At 34.3% G+C, this 19,683-nt stretch carries 13 protein-coding genes; 6 read left to right on the top strand and 7 right to left on the bottom strand.

Annotated features, from left to right (window positions below; all coding sequences use genetic code 11):
• Positions 1 to 8: 8 nt before the first annotated feature.
• Positions 9 to 1,070, bottom strand: coding sequence for a PorP/SprF family type IX secretion system membrane protein (locus MY04_RS25460; protein WP_066215651.1), 1,062 nt, complete (start codon positions 1,068 to 1,070; stop codon positions 9 to 11).
• A 510-nt stretch (positions 1,071 to 1,580) separates the two neighbouring features.
• Here MY04_RS25460 and MY04_RS25455 point away from each other — a divergent pair.
• The 3 genes from MY04_RS25455 (at position 1,581) to MY04_RS28300 (ending at position 7,000) form a co-directional block, all read left to right on the top strand.
• A complete protein-coding gene (locus tag MY04_RS25455; protein WP_158297914.1) occupies positions 1,581 to 2,834 on the top strand; it encodes a glycoside hydrolase domain-containing protein in 1,254 nt (417 codons plus the stop codon).
• Positions 2,835 to 2,882: 48 nt separating this feature from the next.
• Positions 2,883 to 5,186, top strand: a complete 2,304-nt coding sequence (locus MY04_RS25450) for a GH92 family glycosyl hydrolase (RefSeq protein WP_066215647.1) — start codon at positions 2,883 to 2,885, stop codon at positions 5,184 to 5,186.
• A 266-nt stretch (positions 5,187 to 5,452) separates the two neighbouring features.
• Positions 5,453 to 7,000 carry an SEC-C metal-binding domain-containing protein gene (locus MY04_RS28300; protein WP_066215645.1) on the top strand — a complete coding sequence of 516 codons (1,548 nt, stop codon included), beginning with the start codon at positions 5,453 to 5,455 and terminating at the stop codon, positions 6,998 to 7,000.
• A 188-nt stretch (positions 7,001 to 7,188) separates the two neighbouring features.
• Here the strand turns inward: MY04_RS28300 and MY04_RS25440 are convergent, their stop codons facing one another.
• Complete coding sequence (locus MY04_RS25440; RefSeq protein WP_066215643.1) at positions 7,189 to 7,887, bottom strand: DUF6873 family GME fold protein; 699 nt, start codon at positions 7,885 to 7,887, stop codon at positions 7,189 to 7,191.
• On the bottom strand, positions 7,859 to 8,869 hold the full coding sequence (locus tag MY04_RS25435) for an elongator complex protein 3 (protein ID WP_066215641.1): 1,011 nt from the start codon (positions 8,867 to 8,869) through the stop codon (positions 7,859 to 7,861). The genes MY04_RS25440 and MY04_RS25435 overlap by 29 nt, the downstream gene beginning before the upstream one ends.
• Positions 8,870 to 9,053: 184 nt before the next feature.
• On the opposite strand from MY04_RS25435, the gene MY04_RS25430 reads away from it, so the two are divergent.
• Together MY04_RS25430 and MY04_RS25425 are read left to right on the top strand one after the other, a co-directional pair.
• Entirely contained in the window at positions 9,054 to 10,478 is a 1,425-nt protein-coding gene (locus MY04_RS25430; RefSeq protein WP_066215639.1) for a glycoside hydrolase family 28 protein, read from the top strand.
• Between the two features lie 2 nt (positions 10,479 to 10,480).
• Positions 10,481 to 12,028 carry a sulfatase-like hydrolase/transferase gene (locus MY04_RS25425; RefSeq protein ID WP_066215637.1) on the top strand — a complete coding sequence of 516 codons (1,548 nt, stop codon included), beginning with the start codon at positions 10,481 to 10,483 and terminating at the stop codon, positions 12,026 to 12,028.
• Between the two features lie 92 nt (positions 12,029 to 12,120).
• Here MY04_RS25425 and MY04_RS25420 read toward each other — a convergent pair whose 3' ends face one another.
• The 4 genes from MY04_RS25420 to MY04_RS25405 form a co-directional block, all read right to left on the bottom strand.
• On the bottom strand, positions 12,121 to 13,329 hold the full coding sequence (locus tag MY04_RS25420) for a hypothetical protein (protein WP_066215634.1): 1,209 nt from the start codon (positions 13,327 to 13,329) through the stop codon (positions 12,121 to 12,123).
• A gap of 311 nt (positions 13,330 to 13,640) precedes the next feature.
• Positions 13,641 to 15,734, bottom strand: a complete 2,094-nt coding sequence (locus tag MY04_RS25415) for a xanthine dehydrogenase family protein molybdopterin-binding subunit (protein ID WP_066215632.1) — start codon at positions 15,732 to 15,734, stop codon at positions 13,641 to 13,643.
• 2 nt (positions 15,735 to 15,736) lie between these two features.
• On the bottom strand, positions 15,737 to 16,201 hold the full coding sequence (locus tag MY04_RS25410; RefSeq protein ID WP_269467719.1) for a (2Fe-2S)-binding protein: 465 nt from the start codon (positions 16,199 to 16,201) through the stop codon (positions 15,737 to 15,739).
• On the bottom strand, positions 16,188 to 17,210 hold the full coding sequence (locus tag MY04_RS25405; RefSeq protein ID WP_066215628.1) for an XdhC family protein: 1,023 nt from the start codon (positions 17,208 to 17,210) through the stop codon (positions 16,188 to 16,190). Before MY04_RS25405 ends, MY04_RS25410 begins: the two co-directional genes overlap by 14 nt.
• Positions 17,211 to 17,660: 450 nt before the next feature.
• Here MY04_RS25405 and MY04_RS25400 point away from each other — a divergent pair, with 450 nt between their 5' ends.
• Positions 17,661 to 19,475: a hypothetical protein gene (locus MY04_RS25400; protein WP_066215625.1), complete on the top strand. Its 1,815-nt coding sequence runs from the start codon at positions 17,661 to 17,663 to the stop codon at positions 19,473 to 19,475.
• Positions 19,476 to 19,683: the final 208 nt, after the last annotated feature.

Genomic DNA, 19,683 nt, shown 5'->3' with positions numbered 1-19,683 from the left:
TATTGCTGTTAGAGATTAGGGATTGGACATTTGTCAGTTGGCACTCCAACTTTTCCTTTTCTCTTCTTTTTTCTATAATTCGGATAAAAATTAAGATCGTATCTAATGGATAATTCATGTGAATTACCTTCGGCAAATTGTAAACCTCCAATAGGATGGTCGAAGCTATAACCGATGGTAAATCTCTTCACTTGAACACCGGACATGAATACAATACTATCATGGTTAAACTGACTTGGATCTTCGTTTGATTTTACAACAAGACCTCTGTACCAGACACCAAAAATGATCGGTTTGTAGTTTAGATTTACACCAGTACTTAATTGATCTTTTTTGCCTTGAGATTGATAGTGCATCATGAAACTTACTGTGCGATCATCGTAGTTTGCAACTGTTCCATGCCAGCGATAGGTTAGGGGAATTCTATAGCCTGCATGTGCTGAAAATCGAACAGGTAAGTAATCTGTTCCGTTAGTAAATCTTGTAATTTTTGGTTGATTCATGTGATAGACGGATAAACCAAACCAAAAGTCTTTGCCATATAAAAGTGCACCACTTGAAATATCTGGATAGATATGACTTTCTCTATCGACTCTATCTTTTGTAGGATCACCCGTGATACCATCATCATCAATTTGATCTCCGAACAACAGTTTATAAAACCCTAAAGAAGATTGTTCAAAACCCAATTGAAGACCAAAGCTTAATGTATATTTTTTATTTAGTTTCAGATTGTACCCTCCAGAAAAGTTCATCACAAAACGGTCCATAATGGAGCCAGAGTTAGTACCAACTACATCTTGATGTAGAGTAACACCTAAACCAATATTCTTCTTTGGGATTGGGGTATCGAATGAAGCCATAAAGGTGGAATAGTTCGATGGAACTCCAACCCATTGGTTTCTGTAGTTCATATTTACTCTTCCATCACCTGCCGTTCCTACTAATGCTGGGTTCAAGTATAGGGGTGCAGCATAATACTGAGATAAGTGTGCATCCTGAGCTTTAGTAGTTGTTCCGATGAAAAAGGCAAAGTTTAGTGATAAAAGTATTAGTAGTTGCCTAGCCATTTTTATTTATTATACTAAGAATTTAATGCAGCATATTCTTAGAAAATTACTATAAATTTGTTGTTACATTATATTTATGCAATCTGCATTCCAAAAGTTTTAATTGCCTATTATTTATTGTTATTCACTTGATTATTGGTTGTCAATTAACAATTTAAGTTGCGCAATTATCTAAAATAAAATAACAGGAATCCTAAGCTTTTAAGTAATTCTATTCATTCACCCGATTGATCACTTTATCTACAGAAGTTGATATCATATTTGATTTATATTTTTTTAGTCAAATAAATCTAAAGTTAAAAGCAGAATAATAAATGTAATTTTGAATATTCTAGTTATAGAAATATCTTGCACATAGTTGCACGGAAGTGCGTGTTTTTGCAACCATACCATAATATCTTTCTTCATGAAGAAGAATATTTACTTCTTTTTATATTTATTTTTACTTTTTGTTTCTTCTCATGCAAACAAGAAGTAAAGGAAAAAGAATTGATTAAGCCCATTAATCAAGTGAAAGTATTTTTTAATACTACCACAACACCGTATTATGGGGTGAGTATGCCTACGTCTAACATCGTACAATTCCCTTTAGTTGAAAATAAAAAATCTAATGAGGACATTTATCTTAATGATAGTGTTTATCAAGGATTTTTCATGCAAGCCAAGTTAGAAAATAAGAAGGATTTGATGGGGCAAATTTCAATTTCGACAACCACTCAAATTATCGATAATAACGCTGATTTTATCAGTCCTGAATTACAAATAGATACACAAAAAAGCATTGTAGAACCAGGTTTTTTTGAAGTTTACTTACCTAAAGAAGACATTACTGCTGTATTTACTACAGGAAAAAATGTGGCTTTTCAAAAATACACCTTTCCGAATACAAATAGTGCTCAGATTATTATTGATCCAACAATTAAAAATGCAGGTAAGATAATTGATGCACAATTATATACTACATCGCCAAGAGAGGTATTGGGTTACAATGTTATAAAACAAAATAACAAAGCAGTTAAGGTCTATTTTGCTATTAAGTTTACCAAAGATTATTATGGTTTTCGTTTAATCAATAATCAAAAAATCTCCAATAAATTAAAGCTTAACAGTAAGAAATTAAAAGGGGTAGCTACGTTTATGACCAACGAAAATGAAGCTGTTGAAGTAAAGGTGGCATTCTCAGAAAAAAGTATCAGAGAAGCTAAAAATATATTGAGGTCAGAAAGCCATAATTCTTTCTCTTTGGCTGTGAACAATGCTCAGAATGAATGGGAAAGTCTATTTGGGAAATTTTATTTAGAGGGTGGAAGTGATCTTCAAAATGAAAAATTCTATTCTGGAGTTTACTTCAGTCATCATTTTAACCCTTTTGATAAAATCGAAGAATGCAATCCTTTAATGGGTTTCACTTCAAAAATCACTACTAATTCCTACGGGAAAGTAGATTTTACTTCTAAAAAATTACAACAAAACACTTCAATTGACTCATTAAATGTAGAGTACTTTTCGTTTATTTCTACGGGTTTTAGACTGACAGATATTGATGAAACCTATCAGATAGATGCTCCAATTTTCAATAGAATAAGTTTGGATCTATTGAATGGGAAAAATTTAGTGATAGAAACGAAAAACAGAACGGAATTGAATAATAAAGTTTCTAAAGTGACTTTTAACGATAAAAAATTAAATAATAACCTTATAACATATTCCCAAATTATGGAAGGCGGGATATTAAAGGTATATTTTGATACTGTAAATAACTGATCGAATCAATTAAAATTGAGCATAAATAAATAATATAATTAACAGGAAATGAGATCATTAAATCTAATATGGTTGAGTCTTGCAGCGTTACTAACGGCTTGTTCAACAGATAACTCAAAAGAAGAACTTCTTGATTTAACTCCATACGTGAGTACTCAAGTGGGTACCTTATCCGATTTTAAATTATCAACAGGTAATACTTATCCAGCTGTGGCTACTCCTTGGGGTATGAACTTCTGGACACCTCAAACCAATGAAAACGGAGACGGTTGGGCCTATATGTATCAAAAAGATAGCATTAATGGTTTAAAACAAACGCATCAGCCTTCACCATGGATTAATGATTATGCGGCTTTTTCTATCTTCCCAATGGTGGGCGAAGTGAAGTTTAAAGAAAAAGAACGTCAATCAAAGTATTCTCATGAAACTGAAATTGCCAAACCACATTATTATAAAGTTGAATTAGAGTCTTACAATACTACAGCAGAGGTAACTCCAACCACTCGTGGTGCGGTATTCCAATTCACTTTCCCTAAATCATCAGAATCTATCGTATTGTTAGATGCATACCATAAAGGTTCTTATGTAAAGGTGATTCCTGAAGAAAATAAAATTATCGGTTTTGCTAAAAATAATTCAGGTGGAGTTCCAGAAAATTTTGCCAATTATTTTGTAGTACAATTTGATAAGCCTTTCACTACTCAAGGTACTTGGAACGGTAAAGAGTCTTCTAATGCATTAGAAGTAGAAGCATATAGAACTGCAGCTTATGTTAAGTTTGATACTAAAGAAGGTGAAGTTGTGACTGCTAAAGTGGCTTCATCATTTATCTCTCCAGAACAAGCGCAAATTAACTTGGATAGAGAGATTGGTGACAAAACTTTCGCTCAAGTATTTGATGCTGCTAAGTTAGAGTGGAATACAGAATTTAATAAGTTAAAAGTAGAAGGTGGTTCAGAGAGATCTAAACAAAACTTCTATACTTCGATGTACCGTACATTACTTTTCCCAAGAAAGTTCTATGAGTATGACGCAAACAATAAATTAGTTCACTACAGTCCATACAATGGTGAAGTAAGAGACGGATATATGTTTACTGATAATGGATTCTGGGATACGTTTAGAGCAGTTTTCCCATTCTTCACTGTAATGTACCCAGAAATGGATGGTCAGATTATGGCTGGTTTGGTAAACACTTACGAAGAAAGTGGATGGTTACCAGAATGGGCGTCTCCTGGCCATAGAGATTGTATGATTGGTTCAAACTCAGCATCATTAATTGCAGATGCTTACTTAAAAGGTATCCGCGGTTATGATATCGAAAAATTATATGAGGCTATTATCAAAAACTCTAACCAACAAGGTCCTTTAGGTTCTGTAGGTAGAATGGGTGCAGATTACTACAACGACTTAGGTTATATCCCTTATGATGTAGGTATTCACGAAAACACTGCAAGAACTTTAGAGTACGCTTACGCTGATTTCACTATCAGTAAATTAGCTGAGGCACTTGGTAAGCCACAATCAGAAATTGATTTGTTTAAGAAGAGAGCAAATAACTATAAGAATGTATTTGATCCATCAACTAATTTCATGAGAGCAAAAATGAAAGATGGTTCTTGGCAAACGCCGTTCATTCCTGAAGCATGGGGTGGAGCATTCACGGAAGGTTCTTCATGGCACTACACTTGGTCGGTATTCCACGATCCAGCAGGTTTAGCTGATTTAATGGGTGGTAGAGACGCATTTGCTGCTAAATTAGATTCAGTATTCTCAACTCCATCAATTGCTAACCACGATTACTATGGTTTCGAAATCCACGAGATCACAGAAATGAAAGTAGCTGATGAAAAATATGGAACTGGTCAGTATGCACATGGTAACCAACCTATCCAACACGGTATTTACTTATATGACTATGTAGGTCAGCCTTGGAAAGCTCAGAAATGGACAAGAAAAGTGATGAAAGATCTTTACAGCCCAACACCTGATGGTCTTTGTGGTGACGAAGATAACGGTCAGACTTCTGCTTGGTTTGTATTCTCTGCTTTAGGTATGTATCCTGTTGCTCCTGGTACAGGTCAGTACATTATCGGATCTCCAGAATTCGAAAAAGCATCAATGAAGTTAGAAAATGGAAATACATTTACAGTAATCGCTAACAACAACAGCGAAGAAAATGTATATATCCAATCGGCTAAATTGAATGGAAAAGACTTCAACTTAACTTACTTAACACATGATCAAATCATGGCGGGTGGTAAAATTGAATTTGAAATGGGTCCTCAACCTAATAAGGCATGGGGTTCTGCAGTGGAATCTGCTCCATATTCGATGTCGAGAGAGAAGTAATTTAATATTCCTAGGAGTAATTCCTAGGCTTTTGATACAGAAACCCAAGAATGTTTTCTTGGGTTTTTTTATACTTGAATTCTAATCAAAAAATATTTTTTCTTATTTGCATATAATATATTTGTTAAGTGCTATTAAAATGATTTTTTATTGAAAAAACTTTACTGTTTATACTGATTAATATAAAGGTCTTTTTTAGTTTAAGCGATTGAATGTGAATAATGAAGGGATATTGAAAAAATGTAAATTAAAATAAATAGACTTTGATGAATTTAAAAGAAATAATAATAACTAACGAACCTCTAAAAAATGATTACACTTCAGAGGAAAAGATTCTTATAAAAGAGTTACATCAAGAAGCATTTAAGGGCTACAAGTCGACAATTAAAAAACTAAAAAATGCAATTGAGAAATACCCTCATATACCAAGTTTCAAAAATTATCTTTTTACATTATATCAAAAAAGAGGAGAAAAGGATAAGTGTTACGAAATTGCACTTCAAACAATAAAAGAACATCCAGATTATTTATTTGGTAAATTAACTCTAGCGGTATATTATTTGGAAAATGGTGCTATAAATAATGTAAAAGAAATATTAGGAGAAAATTTATTTTTAGCAGATTTAGCACCACATAGAGATGTTTTTCATTATACAGAATTTGTATCATTCTATTCACTTGCTATTAAATATCTTTTGGATATCAAAAATTTCGATAGGGTGGAAGAAATAATTAAAGAGATAAAAGATGTAATGAAAAATCTTCCTGAAGATGATAAGTGGCTAGCTAGGTTCGAGCAAGAACTTATGATCAACAAAATCGAAGAACGACAAAAAAGAGATCAGGAAATTAGAGATACTTTACCATTTGTGACGGAATTTAGAGTGACTAATGGAAATAAAAAAAAGCCACCAGTATTTCATCATCCAAAAGAGATGAAACTTTTGTATAATTATTATGATGAAATAGAATTAAGTACACTGAAGTCAATATTATCACTTCCAGAGATTACCCTCAAACAAGATTTATATTCTTCATTAGAAGATAGTATTTTAAGGTTTAACCATTTTAAGGCTTCAGAATTTCAAGCAAATCATGTGATAAATTCTGTAAATATACTGGCTGAAATTGATGCGGAAAATTTTAAAGATGTTTTACTAAACCTTTTAAAACAATCAGATGAATTTTACGATGTTTATTTTGGCTATGAAACAACAGATTGGCTTTATGAAGCTTGTTATAAAGTATTTAAAGATGATTTAGAGATTGTAAAAGAATATTTAATGGAAACCAAACTAGATACTTTTGCTAGATTGGCCATGATAAAAGGTATAGCTTGCATCGTATTTGAAAACCCAATAAGAAAAAAATATGTATTGCAATTATTTAAGGAAGTTCTTCATTTTTATGCTACTACTGAAGAGGATCATATTGTAGATAGTAGTTTGAATGCGATGTTCATAGAAATAGTTATGGATTTAGAAATGGATGATTGTTTTCATGAAATAATTAAATTAAATGAAGCTGAAAGAGTTGATCCTGCTTACCTAGGAGATTTTCAGCAATATTTAGCTAATTTGGATCCGTTAGCCGACAAATCTTATAAGTATGAAGTTCGATCATTAATTAAAAAATATGAAATGTTTCAGGAAGAGAGTAAATTTCAACCAGAAACATTTGAGGAAGAAGAAATACTAAAATCTTTTGAAGAGTACAAAAATTCAATAATTAAAAACTCATCTGAAATTAAGGTGGGTAGAAATGATCCGTGCCCTTGTGGAAGTGGGAAAAAATATAAAAAGTGTTGTATGTAAAAATGTTATGAATGTGTTAGTTGAAACTCCAAACATAATGTTTTGGGTTGGGAAGATATTATTTATGCATTAAGATTTATCATCAAAAAAATATCTGTTCTGTACGGACGTTGCACTGCAACGTCCCTACGAACCACTTGAATAAAATCTATCCTCATCCCATTTTTTTATATTATTCAAAATTTGATTTAAATAAAAAACACTCCACCACCATCATACATATAATCCTCCATCAATGCTATAACCTCAAATCCATGATTTCCACAAAATGAAATCAATTTCTCACCATCTTCATGGAGTAGAGGATTTCCCAAAACCATCACTTTGTTGTTTAAAACACCGCAGCATCCTCCAAAAAAACCATATTCATGGTCTTCTATTCTTATATCTTTTGGAGAGAAATAAGAGCATTCCCAATCATATCTTTCAAGTGCCTTTTGAACTCCTTTATCTGATGTTATGGCAACTCCATCTTTTAAGACTAAAGTGGTGCACCTTGTGTAGGCTTGTGGTAATTCTAGTAAAGTTTTGGTGTGAAGTTTTAATATTGAAGAGGAGGTGAATCCTTTCTTATGAATCAAATATTGAGGGGTGCTGATACAGTTATAATAAGTACTGTTTTTCAAGGTTTCCCCAATTGCTTCCTCTCCAAATGTATATTCTATCTTTTCTTCGTCTAAGATTTTTTGATATTCATTCGGAATATTTGATGCTAAAATGAGTCTTTTATTAGGTAACTGATGTATAAACACATCGGGGTGACAAGAAATAGAATTATAGGTAATTCCTTGGGTTTTAAATCCAATAATTTGTTCAGCATAAGCGGATAGTTTTTTCTCCACTCGTGGGAGAATACGATCATCCACAAAAACTAATTTTGCTTTCATACCCTTTTAGATTTTCATTGCCTATAAATTTCACTTGAAACCCATTCTCGGTTAAGAAGGACTTATTCTTTCCTTTAAAACCTACAGCATAATTCAATTGTCGATTCGCCACCTCTACTACGTACTGTCCCTTTGCTTTTGGTAAAATGTATTCTTCAAATAACTGATGCCAAATATCCGACATCACTAACTCTTTAAAGGCAGGGTGTAAAGGTCCAGAAATCAAGTTTTTCCCTTTCACTAAATCTTCTGATGGATGTAAACCTACACGAAGCACATGAATATCATGTTTAGAAAAGTAGGATAAGATATCTTTTGTCCAGTCCACAGCGGTTTCCAAAGAAAGTGGTTGATATAAACCTTCAAGAAAACGTTTTTCTAACACAGTATCTTTTACAACGATGGTTGGATAAATCCGAGTAGTTTCAGCGCCCAAAGCCACAATGTCTTTTGCCGTTTGAAGACTTAATTCTTTAGTATCTTCTGGTAAACCGATCATCATTTGTAACCCTAATTCTATACCGGCAGACTTTATTAAATGAGCAGCTTTTTTGATGTCCTCAAAAGAATGTCCTCTGCCAGATTTTTGTAATACGATTTTAGCTGTCGATTGAGCTCCCAGTTCAATAGCTGTAACACCATATTTTTTTAATAATTGAATGATATTTTGATCAATGTAATCGGGACGAGTAGAAAGTCGAATACCGTGCACCTTTCCAGAAAGGATATAAGCATGGGCAATCTTCAAATATTCTTCTTGCAATTTGATGTCAATCCCTGTAAAGCTACCTCCGAAGAAAGCGATTTCAATGGTTCTACCATCGTTCATCGTACTTAAATACTCATCAATAATATCTTTAATTTCATGAGGTTGTACAATGCTATCCTGACCAGAAATATTTTTCTGATTACAAAATACACACTGATGCGGACAAGCCAACTCAGGAATGAAAATGGGGATATTTGAATGTTTCTTCTTCACGGATTAGGTTTTCGATTACTCAAATGTACAATGAATTGAGTTGGATTGGAATAAGGTTAATATCTATTGATAAAAAAGTTATTCAACAAGTTGATCAAATTCATACCCTTAATTTCAACAATACAGCCCCCGTTAAATCAACCCACTTTATTTTACTTTTGATTAGATAAAAAATGAAATCGAAATGAATAAACTATCGCAAATTACTCTACTCATTTTATGGTTGATGAGTTTCGGCTGTACTACCCAAAAATCCTACGATGTAAAGGATTATGGAGGTGTTCCTGATGGAATTACTTTGAATACATCGGCTATACAAAAAGCAATTGATACTTGTTCAAAAAATGGTGGAGGAAAAGTGATCCTTCAAGGTGGCACTTTCTTATCAGGAACAGTCTTGCTTAAAGATAATGTAGAGTTACATATTGCCGAAGATGCACAATTGAAAAGCAGTCCAAATCCAAATCATTTCGAAAGCATCGATCCCTTTATTGATGCAACAGGTCAGTATAGAGGGCAATGTTTAATTGGAGCAATTGATGTAAAAAATATTCGTATTACAGGTAAAGGTACTATCGATGGACAAGGAAAAGAGTTTACATGGGAAAACATCCAAAAAAATATAAAGGCATTAGGAATAAATTTAAAGGTCCCTCAAATGCCCAAGGAGAATTTTGAGGAGAGAGGATATGTCGATAAAAATGTGAAGCCTTCTTATCGTCCTTTTTTGATTCGATTAGTACGCTCAAAGGAGGTGAGCATTCAAGATGTGAAATTAAAAAATTCAGCTGCTTGGGCATTGCACTTTTATCAGTGTCAGTCTTTTTTAGTGGACAATATTTCCATCTATAACCATGCAAATAGAAATAACGATGGGATCGATATTGATAGTAGCAAAGATGGTCAGATTATCAATACACATATCGATTCTGAAGACGATGCCTTGTGTTTTAAAACGACAAGTGCTATTCCTACAGAGAATATTAGTGTAAATAATTGTCGATTAAAAAGCGATTGGGGGGCAATTAAGTTTGGTACTGAATCGATGGGAGATTTTAAAAATATCACCATAAAAAACTGTGAGGTGTACGATACAAAAGGCGGTGGTATTAAACTTTTAAGTGTCGATGGTTCGAATGTGGAAAATATCCTGATTGACAGCATCAAGATGACCAATGTTGATATGCCGCTTTTTGTACGATTAGGTGAAAGAAGATTGGTGTATAGAAATGCACCTCAACAACCTGTGGGAAGTATGAAGGGAATAAAAATTAGTAACCTTACGGCCAAAGCCAGAAAGTTAGAGGAGTCAAGAGTACAGCCACCTTCAGGCATCATGATTACAGGAACACCAGATCATAGTATTGGTTTTATTGAGTTGTCTAACATCAATATCACTTTGCCGGGGGCAGGAATGAATAGTGATTTTCAAACGGTTGTTCCAGAAAACATTACCCAATATCCAGAATATACTTTATTAGGAAAATCGCCTGTATATGGACTTTACGGTCGACATATCGATAAAATAAAGTTGGAGAATATTGCCTTCCATTTAGAAAATGAGGATGGCCGTGAAGAAATGAAACTAATTGATGCTAACCAGATTTAACCATGAAAAAATACATTCTTTTTGTTCTCTATTTATTGATATCACTTTCTCTAAAGGCACAACGACCCAATGTAGTATTGATTTATACAGACGATCATCGTTACACGGGAATACATGCTTTGGGTGGGATGCAAGTAAAGACACCAAACATCGATGCATTAGCCGACGAAGGAGTGGTTTTTACTAAAGCTTATTTAATGGGTGCTTTTACTGGAGCCACTTGTATGCCTAGTAGGGCAATGTTGTTGTCTGGGAGGTCACTTTTTCAGCTGGAAGGAAAAGGATATACATTACCCAAAAAACACACTACTATCGGGGAATCTTTTCAGGCGGCAGGCTATCATACGCATATGGTGGGAAAATGGCATCAGGATAGAAAATCACTCAATAGGTCCTTTAATTCTGGTGGATTAGTAATGGGTTTAGGTGCCTATTTGGTTGATCATTATCGAATGCCCCTTTGGGAGTGGAACAAAAAAAGCGACTACAAAACAGAGGACAGCTTTTTGATAAGATACGATAAAAATGATCACCAAATAAGAACCGCTTACAATCCAAAAGAGGTGAAAGGACCCATATCAAATGATGAGGAGGGACCGCATACTTCTGAAATATTTTCCGATCAAGCCATTAGCTTCATCGAAAATTATCAAAATGAAAAACCTTTTTTTATGTACTTGGCGTATCACGCCCCTCACGACCCAAGACAGTCATCAAAGAAGTACAAGAAACATTATCCAATTGATAAAATTGAATTACCCCCATCTTATTTAGGTATGCATCCTTTTGATAATGGACATATGAATGTGAGGGATGAAGCACTTGCTTCATGGCCAAGAACAGAGACAATAGCCAAGGAACACTTGTCTGACTATTATTCGATTATTACTCATTTGGATCATCAAATTGGTCGTGTAATCGAAGTACTAAAGGAAACCGGGAGGTATGAAAATACAATTATTGTTCTTGCTGGTGATAGTGGTTTGGCCGTAGGGAACCATGGTTTAATGGGGAAACAAAATATTTATGACGAAGACGGAATACATGTGCCATTCATTATTTCTGGTGGTAAAATTGATGCACCGAAAAGGTTAGATGCTTTGTGTTACATCCATGATATTTTTCCAACAATTTGCGATTTGGCAGGGATTGATACTCCTAAAAGTGCCACCGGCATAAGTTTAGCAAAGGTCATTAATGGTGAAAAAACACAAATTCGTGATTATACCTATCATGCATATCGTCAACATCAGAGAGCCTATAGAGTGGGTGATTATAAATTGATAGAATACGTTTCGGCGCCAGATTATTCGAACAATAAAGGTGAGTTCAGAGCGGGCTCTAGAGTCACTCAACTATTTAAGCTTTCAGAGGACCCTTGGGAAGTAAATAATCTTGCTGCTTTGGATACTTACCAACCTATTGTAGAGAAAATGAGGATAGAAATGATGGAGAAATCAAAATCATTGGGAGATACCAAAAAGAATACTGGGGAACGATATGATTTTTGGGAGAATTATCAAATAAATAGAAATGATACTATAGAATAGGGCTCACGATGTAAAAATGAAATTTATTTATAACAAAAGGGTTGTTTCAAAAAAATGAAACAACCCTTTCTAAGAGATAGTTAGAAGTTAGCTTATTGCTCGTCGTTCATAGCGACAGCTTTTTGATAAGCTTCATATCTTGATTTATAGCTATCGATGAAATCATCGATTTGCTTTAATTGTCTTTCGAATTTACCCTCACCTAAGATTTTAAGTTGAGTAGTATGCATTTTTACCTTCTTGAAATCTTTAGTAAACAAATAAGCTGCCGCTAAGTTAAAGTGCATACCACCTGTTACTTTTGCGTTTACTTTTGCTTTCTTGTTTTTAGGGTCTTTTTCTTTTAAAGTTTCTTCCCAAGTTGCAATAGCACTATCGAAGTATTCTTTAGCATCAGCAAAATCTTCTTCATTTTCCATCATGTTGTAACCCATAGACACTTGGCTAAATGCTTCAGCGTGTTCTGGGTAGATGTCTTTTTTAGAAGCACCCATGAATACTTTTAAATCAGTCTCTTTTATAACATAACCGAATTTGCTGTTTAAGATACTGTTTGCCGCTTTCATGTTTTTAGAAAGTAAAGATTTCTCGTTGCTACGATAGTTCTTTTCTCTTTCAGGACCCCAAGCTTTTGATAACTTAGAATAACTTGTGTTTTCACCCCATGTGATCGTAGTGAAATCGTTAGAACCTGGTACAAATGCATCATACAAAACTTCTCCTGAAGCTGTAGTAACAGTCATTTTTACAGGATTTTTCATTGTATATTGAACTTTCTTTAATGAATCACCTACGATTTTATAATCTGTGTAATCCATACCGTTGAAAGAAAATTTGATCGTAACATTTGCATCTTCAGATTTTGTTAAACCTTCGATCTTAATGTTATTGTTCACTTGTGTGCTACCGTCAATCTCAGAAGGATACATTGGCTTTACTGGATAAGAACCTTTTTTTACCTCAGCTTCAGTAGGACGAGTGTCTCCAAGAAGTAAAGCTGTCGCAATTTTAGCACCTGCAGAAGCAGAGTCATATTGTGCCTGACGTCTTCTTAAATCAGCTAAGTCAGCTTCATATTTTGCGTCTACTTTAGCTTTTGCTTCCTCATAATTCTTCTTCATTTCTTCTGCACGTTCAGCAGAAGTAGTTTCAGTCTCAATTTTGTACAATCTTTCTGCTTTAGGAAAAGGAGCAGAAGGGTATTGAACATAGCGAAATTCAACTTTTTCGTTTTTGATTTTTTGACCAAATGACGTGATAGAAACCAATAAGGCAGAGAGTATAAGTAAATACTTATTCATCGTTTAGTTATCTTAATAGTTAGAAAAAATAATAGTTTAAAAAAATACAGATGCAAAATTAAAGAGCAAAATAACTTTAACCCATAATTGAAGAGACTATTTCATAATATCATAATTTATGTTATACATAAACTTAGAATTTTAATATTCTTTGATAATGAAATAATACAATTTTAAAATATAAATTGACATTAGGAGTTGTATAACATTGTAGTGTAAGAATCAGATGGAAAGAAATAGTATTTTGAATAAAGTTTGTATGGATGTTGCATAACAACACCCATACAAAATACATGACTTAACTTAAGATATTATCCTAAAAACGGATGGGCTGTCCATCGTTTTCCAGTGGCTTTTTTAACCGCATTGGCAAATGCCGCAGCCGCAGGAGGGTAGGCAGGTTCACCTAAACCTGTTGGAGCTTCATTTGTATCTACAAAATGTGTTTCCACAATTGGCGTCTGCATCATTCTACCTAAAGCATATTGATCAAAGTTCTGTTCTTGCACTTTACCTTTAATAATTGATATCTCTGAGTTTCTTGAATGTCCCAACGCATCTAAAATACTACCTTCTACTTGTGCTTTAGCACCAGATATATTGATGACAATACCACAATCTACCGCCGCAACTACTTTCGTAGGTATGGCTTTTCCATCTTTCATTTCTATTTCACAGACCTCGGCCACATAAGTGTTGTGGCTGAAGTAACAAGCAAAACCTTGAATAGCATCTGTTTTACCCCAATTGGATTTTTCTTTGACCAAATCAATGACTGCTTTCATGCGTTTTGGTGCATAAGGTAATTTTTTACCTGTGGCAGCATCCAATATTTCCTGATGAAACTCAATACAGTCTTTGTTTAAACTCTCGGCCACATCATCTAAAAAGCTACCCGTAGAGAAACCAAGGAAATTGGTGATGGGTGCTCTCCACCAAAGTGTACTGATATCGGTTTCAATATGCTCCGAAGTGGTATGATAATGATCGACCGTTCCGCCAGGGAAAAAGTTAGCATTCCATGGTCTTAGTCCACTTTTTTGAGTAATGGCTTCTTTAATCTCAAGAGAATCTAACTTGTTATTCTTCATCCCGGCAGTAAGTTTATATTTTACTTTAGGTCTAAACATTCCCGAATCCATATCGTCCTCTCTCTTGTGTACTAATTTTACGGGAGCTTTAATCTTTGCAGAAATTTGAGCGGATTCTAATGTGAAATCTGTACTCAAACGGCGACCAAAACCGCCACCCATACGTGTCATTTCCACTGTGATGTTCTCTTCTGGAATACCCAAATCTTCCGCCACAGTTTTAGCACTATTTCTAGGGACCTGTGTAGGGCCAATAAGTCGAGCACTGTTTTCTTTTACATCAGCAAAGAAACATAAAGGCTCTAAAGTAGCATGTGGTAGATAAGGTGATGAGAAAGTTTTAGAGATCACTTTATCGGCCGATTTAATTGCCTTGCTATACTGACCTGTAGAAACTATTTTCTCTCCTTTACCCAATAATGCCTTATCCATTTTCTGATCAATGATTTTGGTATCTTGATCCGATTTAATGTTCTTCCATTTTACTTTAACAGTATCTTTGGCTTTAAAAACACTCCATGTGTTCTTTCCAATTATACCTACTTTATTATCAAATGATATGACTTGTTCAATACCATTCATTTTAAGTGCTTCGGTAGCATCAAAGCTATCCAATTCTGCACCGAAAGGAGGGATGATGACGCTGGCGTATTTCATTCCTTCTTCTTTATAGTCAATACCGAAAATAGGTTTGCCGGTAATGATGTCATCGATATCCACATTTAAGATAGGCTGACCGATCAATTTGAAATCTTTTGACTCCTTTAAAGGAGCCTCTTCAGGAATCTCTAATTTTGCTGCCGCTTCTAACACATCAGCATATTTTAATTGATCGCCTTTGGCATTTTTGATGATCGCATCTTCTGCTGTACATTCTGACACATCCACTTTCCATTGCTGAGCAGCAGCTGTCATCAACATCAATTTGACAGTGGCACCGGCATTTCTTAATGTTGGGAAATTTTGACGAATGGATTGAGATCCACCAGCCACTTGACGATTGAAATCGTTGCTTAAAGGTGCCTGTTTTACCGTAACCATTTTCCAAGGCACATCCAATTCTTCAGCAACAATCATTGGCATAGCGGTCTTAATACCCTGACCAATTTCTGGGTTGGGAGAATAGATAATCACATGTCCCGTCTTGGCCATTTCGATATAGGCATTAAACGCTGTAAAGTCCAACTCATCTATGTTTACAGGCATTTCTGATCCTTTACTTTCACATCCTGCAAACTGTAAGCCTACCAAAAGTCCACCGCTTCCTAACAACGATAGACGTAAAAAATTTCTTCTGTTAATTGAGTTTCCCATGTCTATTTTGTTAGTTTTTCTGCAGCAACTGCCACGGCTTTTTCAATACGATTATAAGAGGCACATCTGCAAATATTAGTTTGCATAGCCATTCGGATTTCGTCTTTATTGGGTGATGGATTTTTAGCTAAAAATGCAGAAGCTTTCATCATCTGACCACCTTGGCAATACCCACATTGCGGAACATCGATGTCCTTCCATGCTTCTTGTACAGGATGATCTCCTTTTTCTGAGAGTCCTTCTATGGTAGTTATTTCTACACCTTCGGCCAATTCGACCATAGTCTGACAACTTTTTTGTGCTTCTCCGTCCAAATGAACAGTACACGCACCGCATTGTCCGACGCCACAGCCATATTTTGTACCCATTAATTGAAGTTCGTCGCGGAGCACCCATAATAAAGGTGTGCCTGCTTCGACATCTACCGTGTAGTTTTTCTTATTGACTTTTAGACTAAATTCCATGATTTATTGTGATGTGATAATCTTGATCAAGAGTACTATCTGATTTCTTATTTTTTTGAATTTGAATGATTTCAGCCATAATAGAAATGGCTATTTCTTGAGGCGTTTCCGCTCCAATATCTAATCCACATGGAGAGTGTATACTTTCAAGAAATTTATTTGATACATCTGGTGAGAATTCCTCCAAATGTTGTAATAGTTTTTTCTTTCTTTTCTTGGCCCCTAAGATGCCTATATAGCCAATTTCTTGGTGTTGAAGTTGGGTGAGGTAATGTAGATCTTTAATCAAATTATGAGTCATTAAAACCACACCCGTCTGATGATCAAAAGACAATTGACTTACCTCATCTTCGTTTATTTTGATATAATTGACCTCCTCAGGAAATAAACTCGCTTCTCCTTTTCCATGAATACTATCCACCACATTTACTTTCCATCCATTCCCCAAAGCAAATTGTGCTAAGGGTAAGGCATCGTGATCTACACCGAAAATATAGAGTTGATAAATAGGAAGTAATGTTTGATGAAAGCTTTGCAAATGAGGACTATCCATTGATATGTCATAGGAGAATAGAGGAGCACCGTCACAGATAAAACGTGTTTGGGAATACCTCATCTCTAAAACGTTTTCAGAATATAAAGAGTAACATTCTATGATTTTTCTACTTTCAATGGTCTTTTGAAAACGTTGGTAACTGTTTTCATCAATGTGAAGTGGTTCGATAAGAATACTGAGAACACCTTCGCAACCCAAACGTAGTTTTCCATTATAGCGAATCACTTTGGAAAGTCCACTTTGGAAAACATCGGCAGATTGTCTTCTAATTTCATTCTCTACACACCCTCCACTAACAGCCCCAACAAAATCGCCTTCCTCGGAGATTAACATACGTACACCAGGCTTACGATAGGAAGAACCGTCCAATGCCACGACTGTGACCAAGACCGTTTTTATATTTTGAGTATTCCATTTGTAAGATTGCTGGACAATATATTGAAGCTCGTGTAACATGTTTAGAGTGTAGAATTAGATGCAATGACAATTTATAAAATTTGAATAGTAATGTCCTGAGTTTCATTACAATTTTATGTAATGATAACATTCTCAGAGAAATATTTAAACTGATTATAAATAGGAGGGTAGAGATGGATAATTGAGGCGTAGTAAAAGATAAAATTAGAATAGAAGTTTTTTAATAGGACGTCCACAACGATGGGTGCAACCCATCGCCTGAAAAATGGTGTCATAAACCGCTCCACCACTAAAAAAATATAACTATACACAGAATCAATTGTGTACAACAAATAATATTCATTATCCTCCGATAATATCGTTTTAGAAAAATTGATAAAGTACTACATTCGAACTGCGAAAAATTAGACAGTTTTTCGTAATACGACTAATAAATTTTTTACACAGCGGTTATTTTTATCGATTCGCTAAAACTGAAATATTTTTAACATGAAAAACAAACTAACTACGCTAGTTGCCATACTAGGTTACTTGTTATTACTGACAACATCATGCGATAAGTCAGAAGAAGAAATTAACGGTGGTGATGATCCTGTAAATGGGATGGACGGCGTAACAGTATCTGCTTCAGATCCAACGATTGGTTATACCTCTTTGGAGTTAATAGGTAGTATTGCCAATTATGAAGATTCATTAGAGGCTTCTGCGAAATTCGTTTTATACGATGGTGAAGAAGTGGTTTCAGAAAAGACATTTACTGATTTACAAAATCAAGAGTATACTTTAGAAGTTGATCAATTAACTTCTGGAAAAGAATACCAATACGATTTTTCTGTGATTCGTGGAGAAGACGTAGTTACTACAGGAAAAAAGAAAGTAAGTACTCAGGAAGTGAAAACAAATTTCGCTGCTGATGGAGGATTTACTTCATTCAGAATAAACGGGGCTTTAGAAGGAGTTTTAGAAAATACTAAAATTGACATTGTTACAGAAGTGCTTTCAGGAGAGACTGTCGTAAAAACAGTAACCAATGAATACGACTCAGATGTAGAAGAATTAGAAATTGTGGTTCCTGGCTTAGACATGGCAACGAACTACTCTTCGAAAGTAACAGTGAAGTACGGTGATGAAGCACTTTCTGAAGAAGAATATGATTTTAAAACGCATACGTTTTCCGTTAGCACTAAAGATGTAAGTAATAATCAAGGTGGTTTATACATGGAAGGAACATTCACTTCTGATATCGAACCTAACGACGATCTTGCACTTGGTTTCTACTACAAAAAAGCAACTGATGCTGACGATGCATATACTTGGATGGATGCAGAAATGAAAGACGAAACGACTTTAGTAGCAGTAGGACACGGTTTGGATATTGGTGTTGCTTATGATATTAAAGCAGCTGTGAAAATTGTTTCAGAAGAAGTAGAGGAAGTAGCGAAAGAAGTGAAAACGTTAGACGATTTACATGGTGGTGTATTTGTTGATGTTGCTGCGACTGGTACTGGAGATGGTAGTAGTTGGGAGAATGCGTTTACGAGTATCAAAACAGCTGTGGAGACTACTGAGGCTGCAATTGAAGGAAAAGATAATACGATTAATGTTTTGGTTAGAAAAGGTGAATATGCAGAAGATGAAAATATTGTGGTATCAAATTCTGCCTTTTTAAATTTCTATGGCGGATATAACAATAATGATTTTGAAAAATATGAAGAAAGAAACTTTGATTTAAATATTACCAAATTATTATTTAGAATTCAATTAAAGATAACTAATACCAATTATCTAAACAATTATAGAGTTTTTGATGGATTTAATTTTGATTTATCTGATATTGAAAATCCATATTCAGCATTGTTTTTAGGTGATGGTGAATATAAAATAATTAATTGCTCATTTTCTAACATTAATGGTCGTGGGATTAGAAATCATCATACCTATTTAGGTAAAAATTATAATATTTCAATCGAAAATTGTGATTTTGAAAATATGACAGAAGGTGTATATATTGATAATTCTTTTGATGATAATTTAGTTAATATTAAAAATATTACCTTTAAAAATGTTGAGAATATTATTATAAAGAGATTTATTGATAATAATCAAAACTTAATTATTGATAACCTTAAAGTTACTGGAGATAATACTATTTATGTTTTGTATTTTGATACTGATGAAAATGCATCAAGTTATCAGAATTGGTCTAGTGTCAATAACGTTTGTATCTCTAGTGAATTAGATGGTGTTGCAGAGGTATCAACAAAATTAAATTCTATTAAAGGAATTTTTAGTAAATGCAATTAATTGTCCCCAACTGTTCTGAGTGTTAAACGATATCGTCACTCAGGACTCTCACATACTATAAGTTTATAAATTTATAACCACAAAATCCCACAAGACCATACATCTTGTGGGATTTTTTTATCTCTATTAAATATCAAATACAAATTAAGAAACCAAATCACTTCCTTTCCATTAAAATCACCTACCAACATAAGATCTGTATGTCAAA

It is taken from the genome of Flammeovirga sp. MY04, from assembly GCF_001682195.2.
In the GTDB taxonomy this organism is placed as follows: Bacteria; Bacteroidota; Bacteroidia; order Cytophagales; family Flammeovirgaceae; genus Flammeovirga; species Flammeovirga yaeyamensis.
This window is presented reverse-complemented; position numbering and strand designations above follow the sequence as displayed.

Coding starts and splice junctions, on each gene's coding strand:
- MY04_RS25400 (WP_066215625.1), top strand. CDS start 17,661: ATGAAAAACAAACTAACTACGCTAGTTGCCATACTAGGTTACTTGTTA.
- MY04_RS25415 (WP_066215632.1), bottom strand. CDS start 15,734: ATGGGAAACTCAATTAACAGAAGAAATTTTTTACGTCTATCGTTGTTA.
- MY04_RS28300 (WP_066215645.1), top strand. CDS start 5,453: ATGAATTTAAAAGAAATAATAATAACTAACGAACCTCTAAAAAATGAT.
- MY04_RS25425 (WP_066215637.1), top strand. CDS start 10,481: ATGAAAAAATACATTCTTTTTGTTCTCTATTTATTGATATCACTTTCT.
- MY04_RS25450 (WP_066215647.1), top strand. CDS start 2,883: ATGAGATCATTAAATCTAATATGGTTGAGTCTTGCAGCGTTACTAACG.
- MY04_RS25405 (WP_066215628.1), bottom strand. CDS start 17,210: ATGTTACACGAGCTTCAATATATTGTCCAGCAATCTTACAAATGGAAT.
- MY04_RS25460 (WP_066215651.1), bottom strand. CDS start 1,070: ATGGCTAGGCAACTACTAATACTTTTATCACTAAACTTTGCCTTTTTC.
- MY04_RS25430 (WP_066215639.1), top strand. CDS start 9,054: ATGAATAAACTATCGCAAATTACTCTACTCATTTTATGGTTGATGAGT.
- MY04_RS25420 (WP_066215634.1), bottom strand. CDS start 13,329: ATGAATAAGTATTTACTTATACTCTCTGCCTTATTGGTTTCTATCACG.
- MY04_RS25440 (WP_066215643.1), bottom strand. CDS start 7,887: ATGAAAGCAAAATTAGTTTTTGTGGATGATCGTATTCTCCCACGAGTG.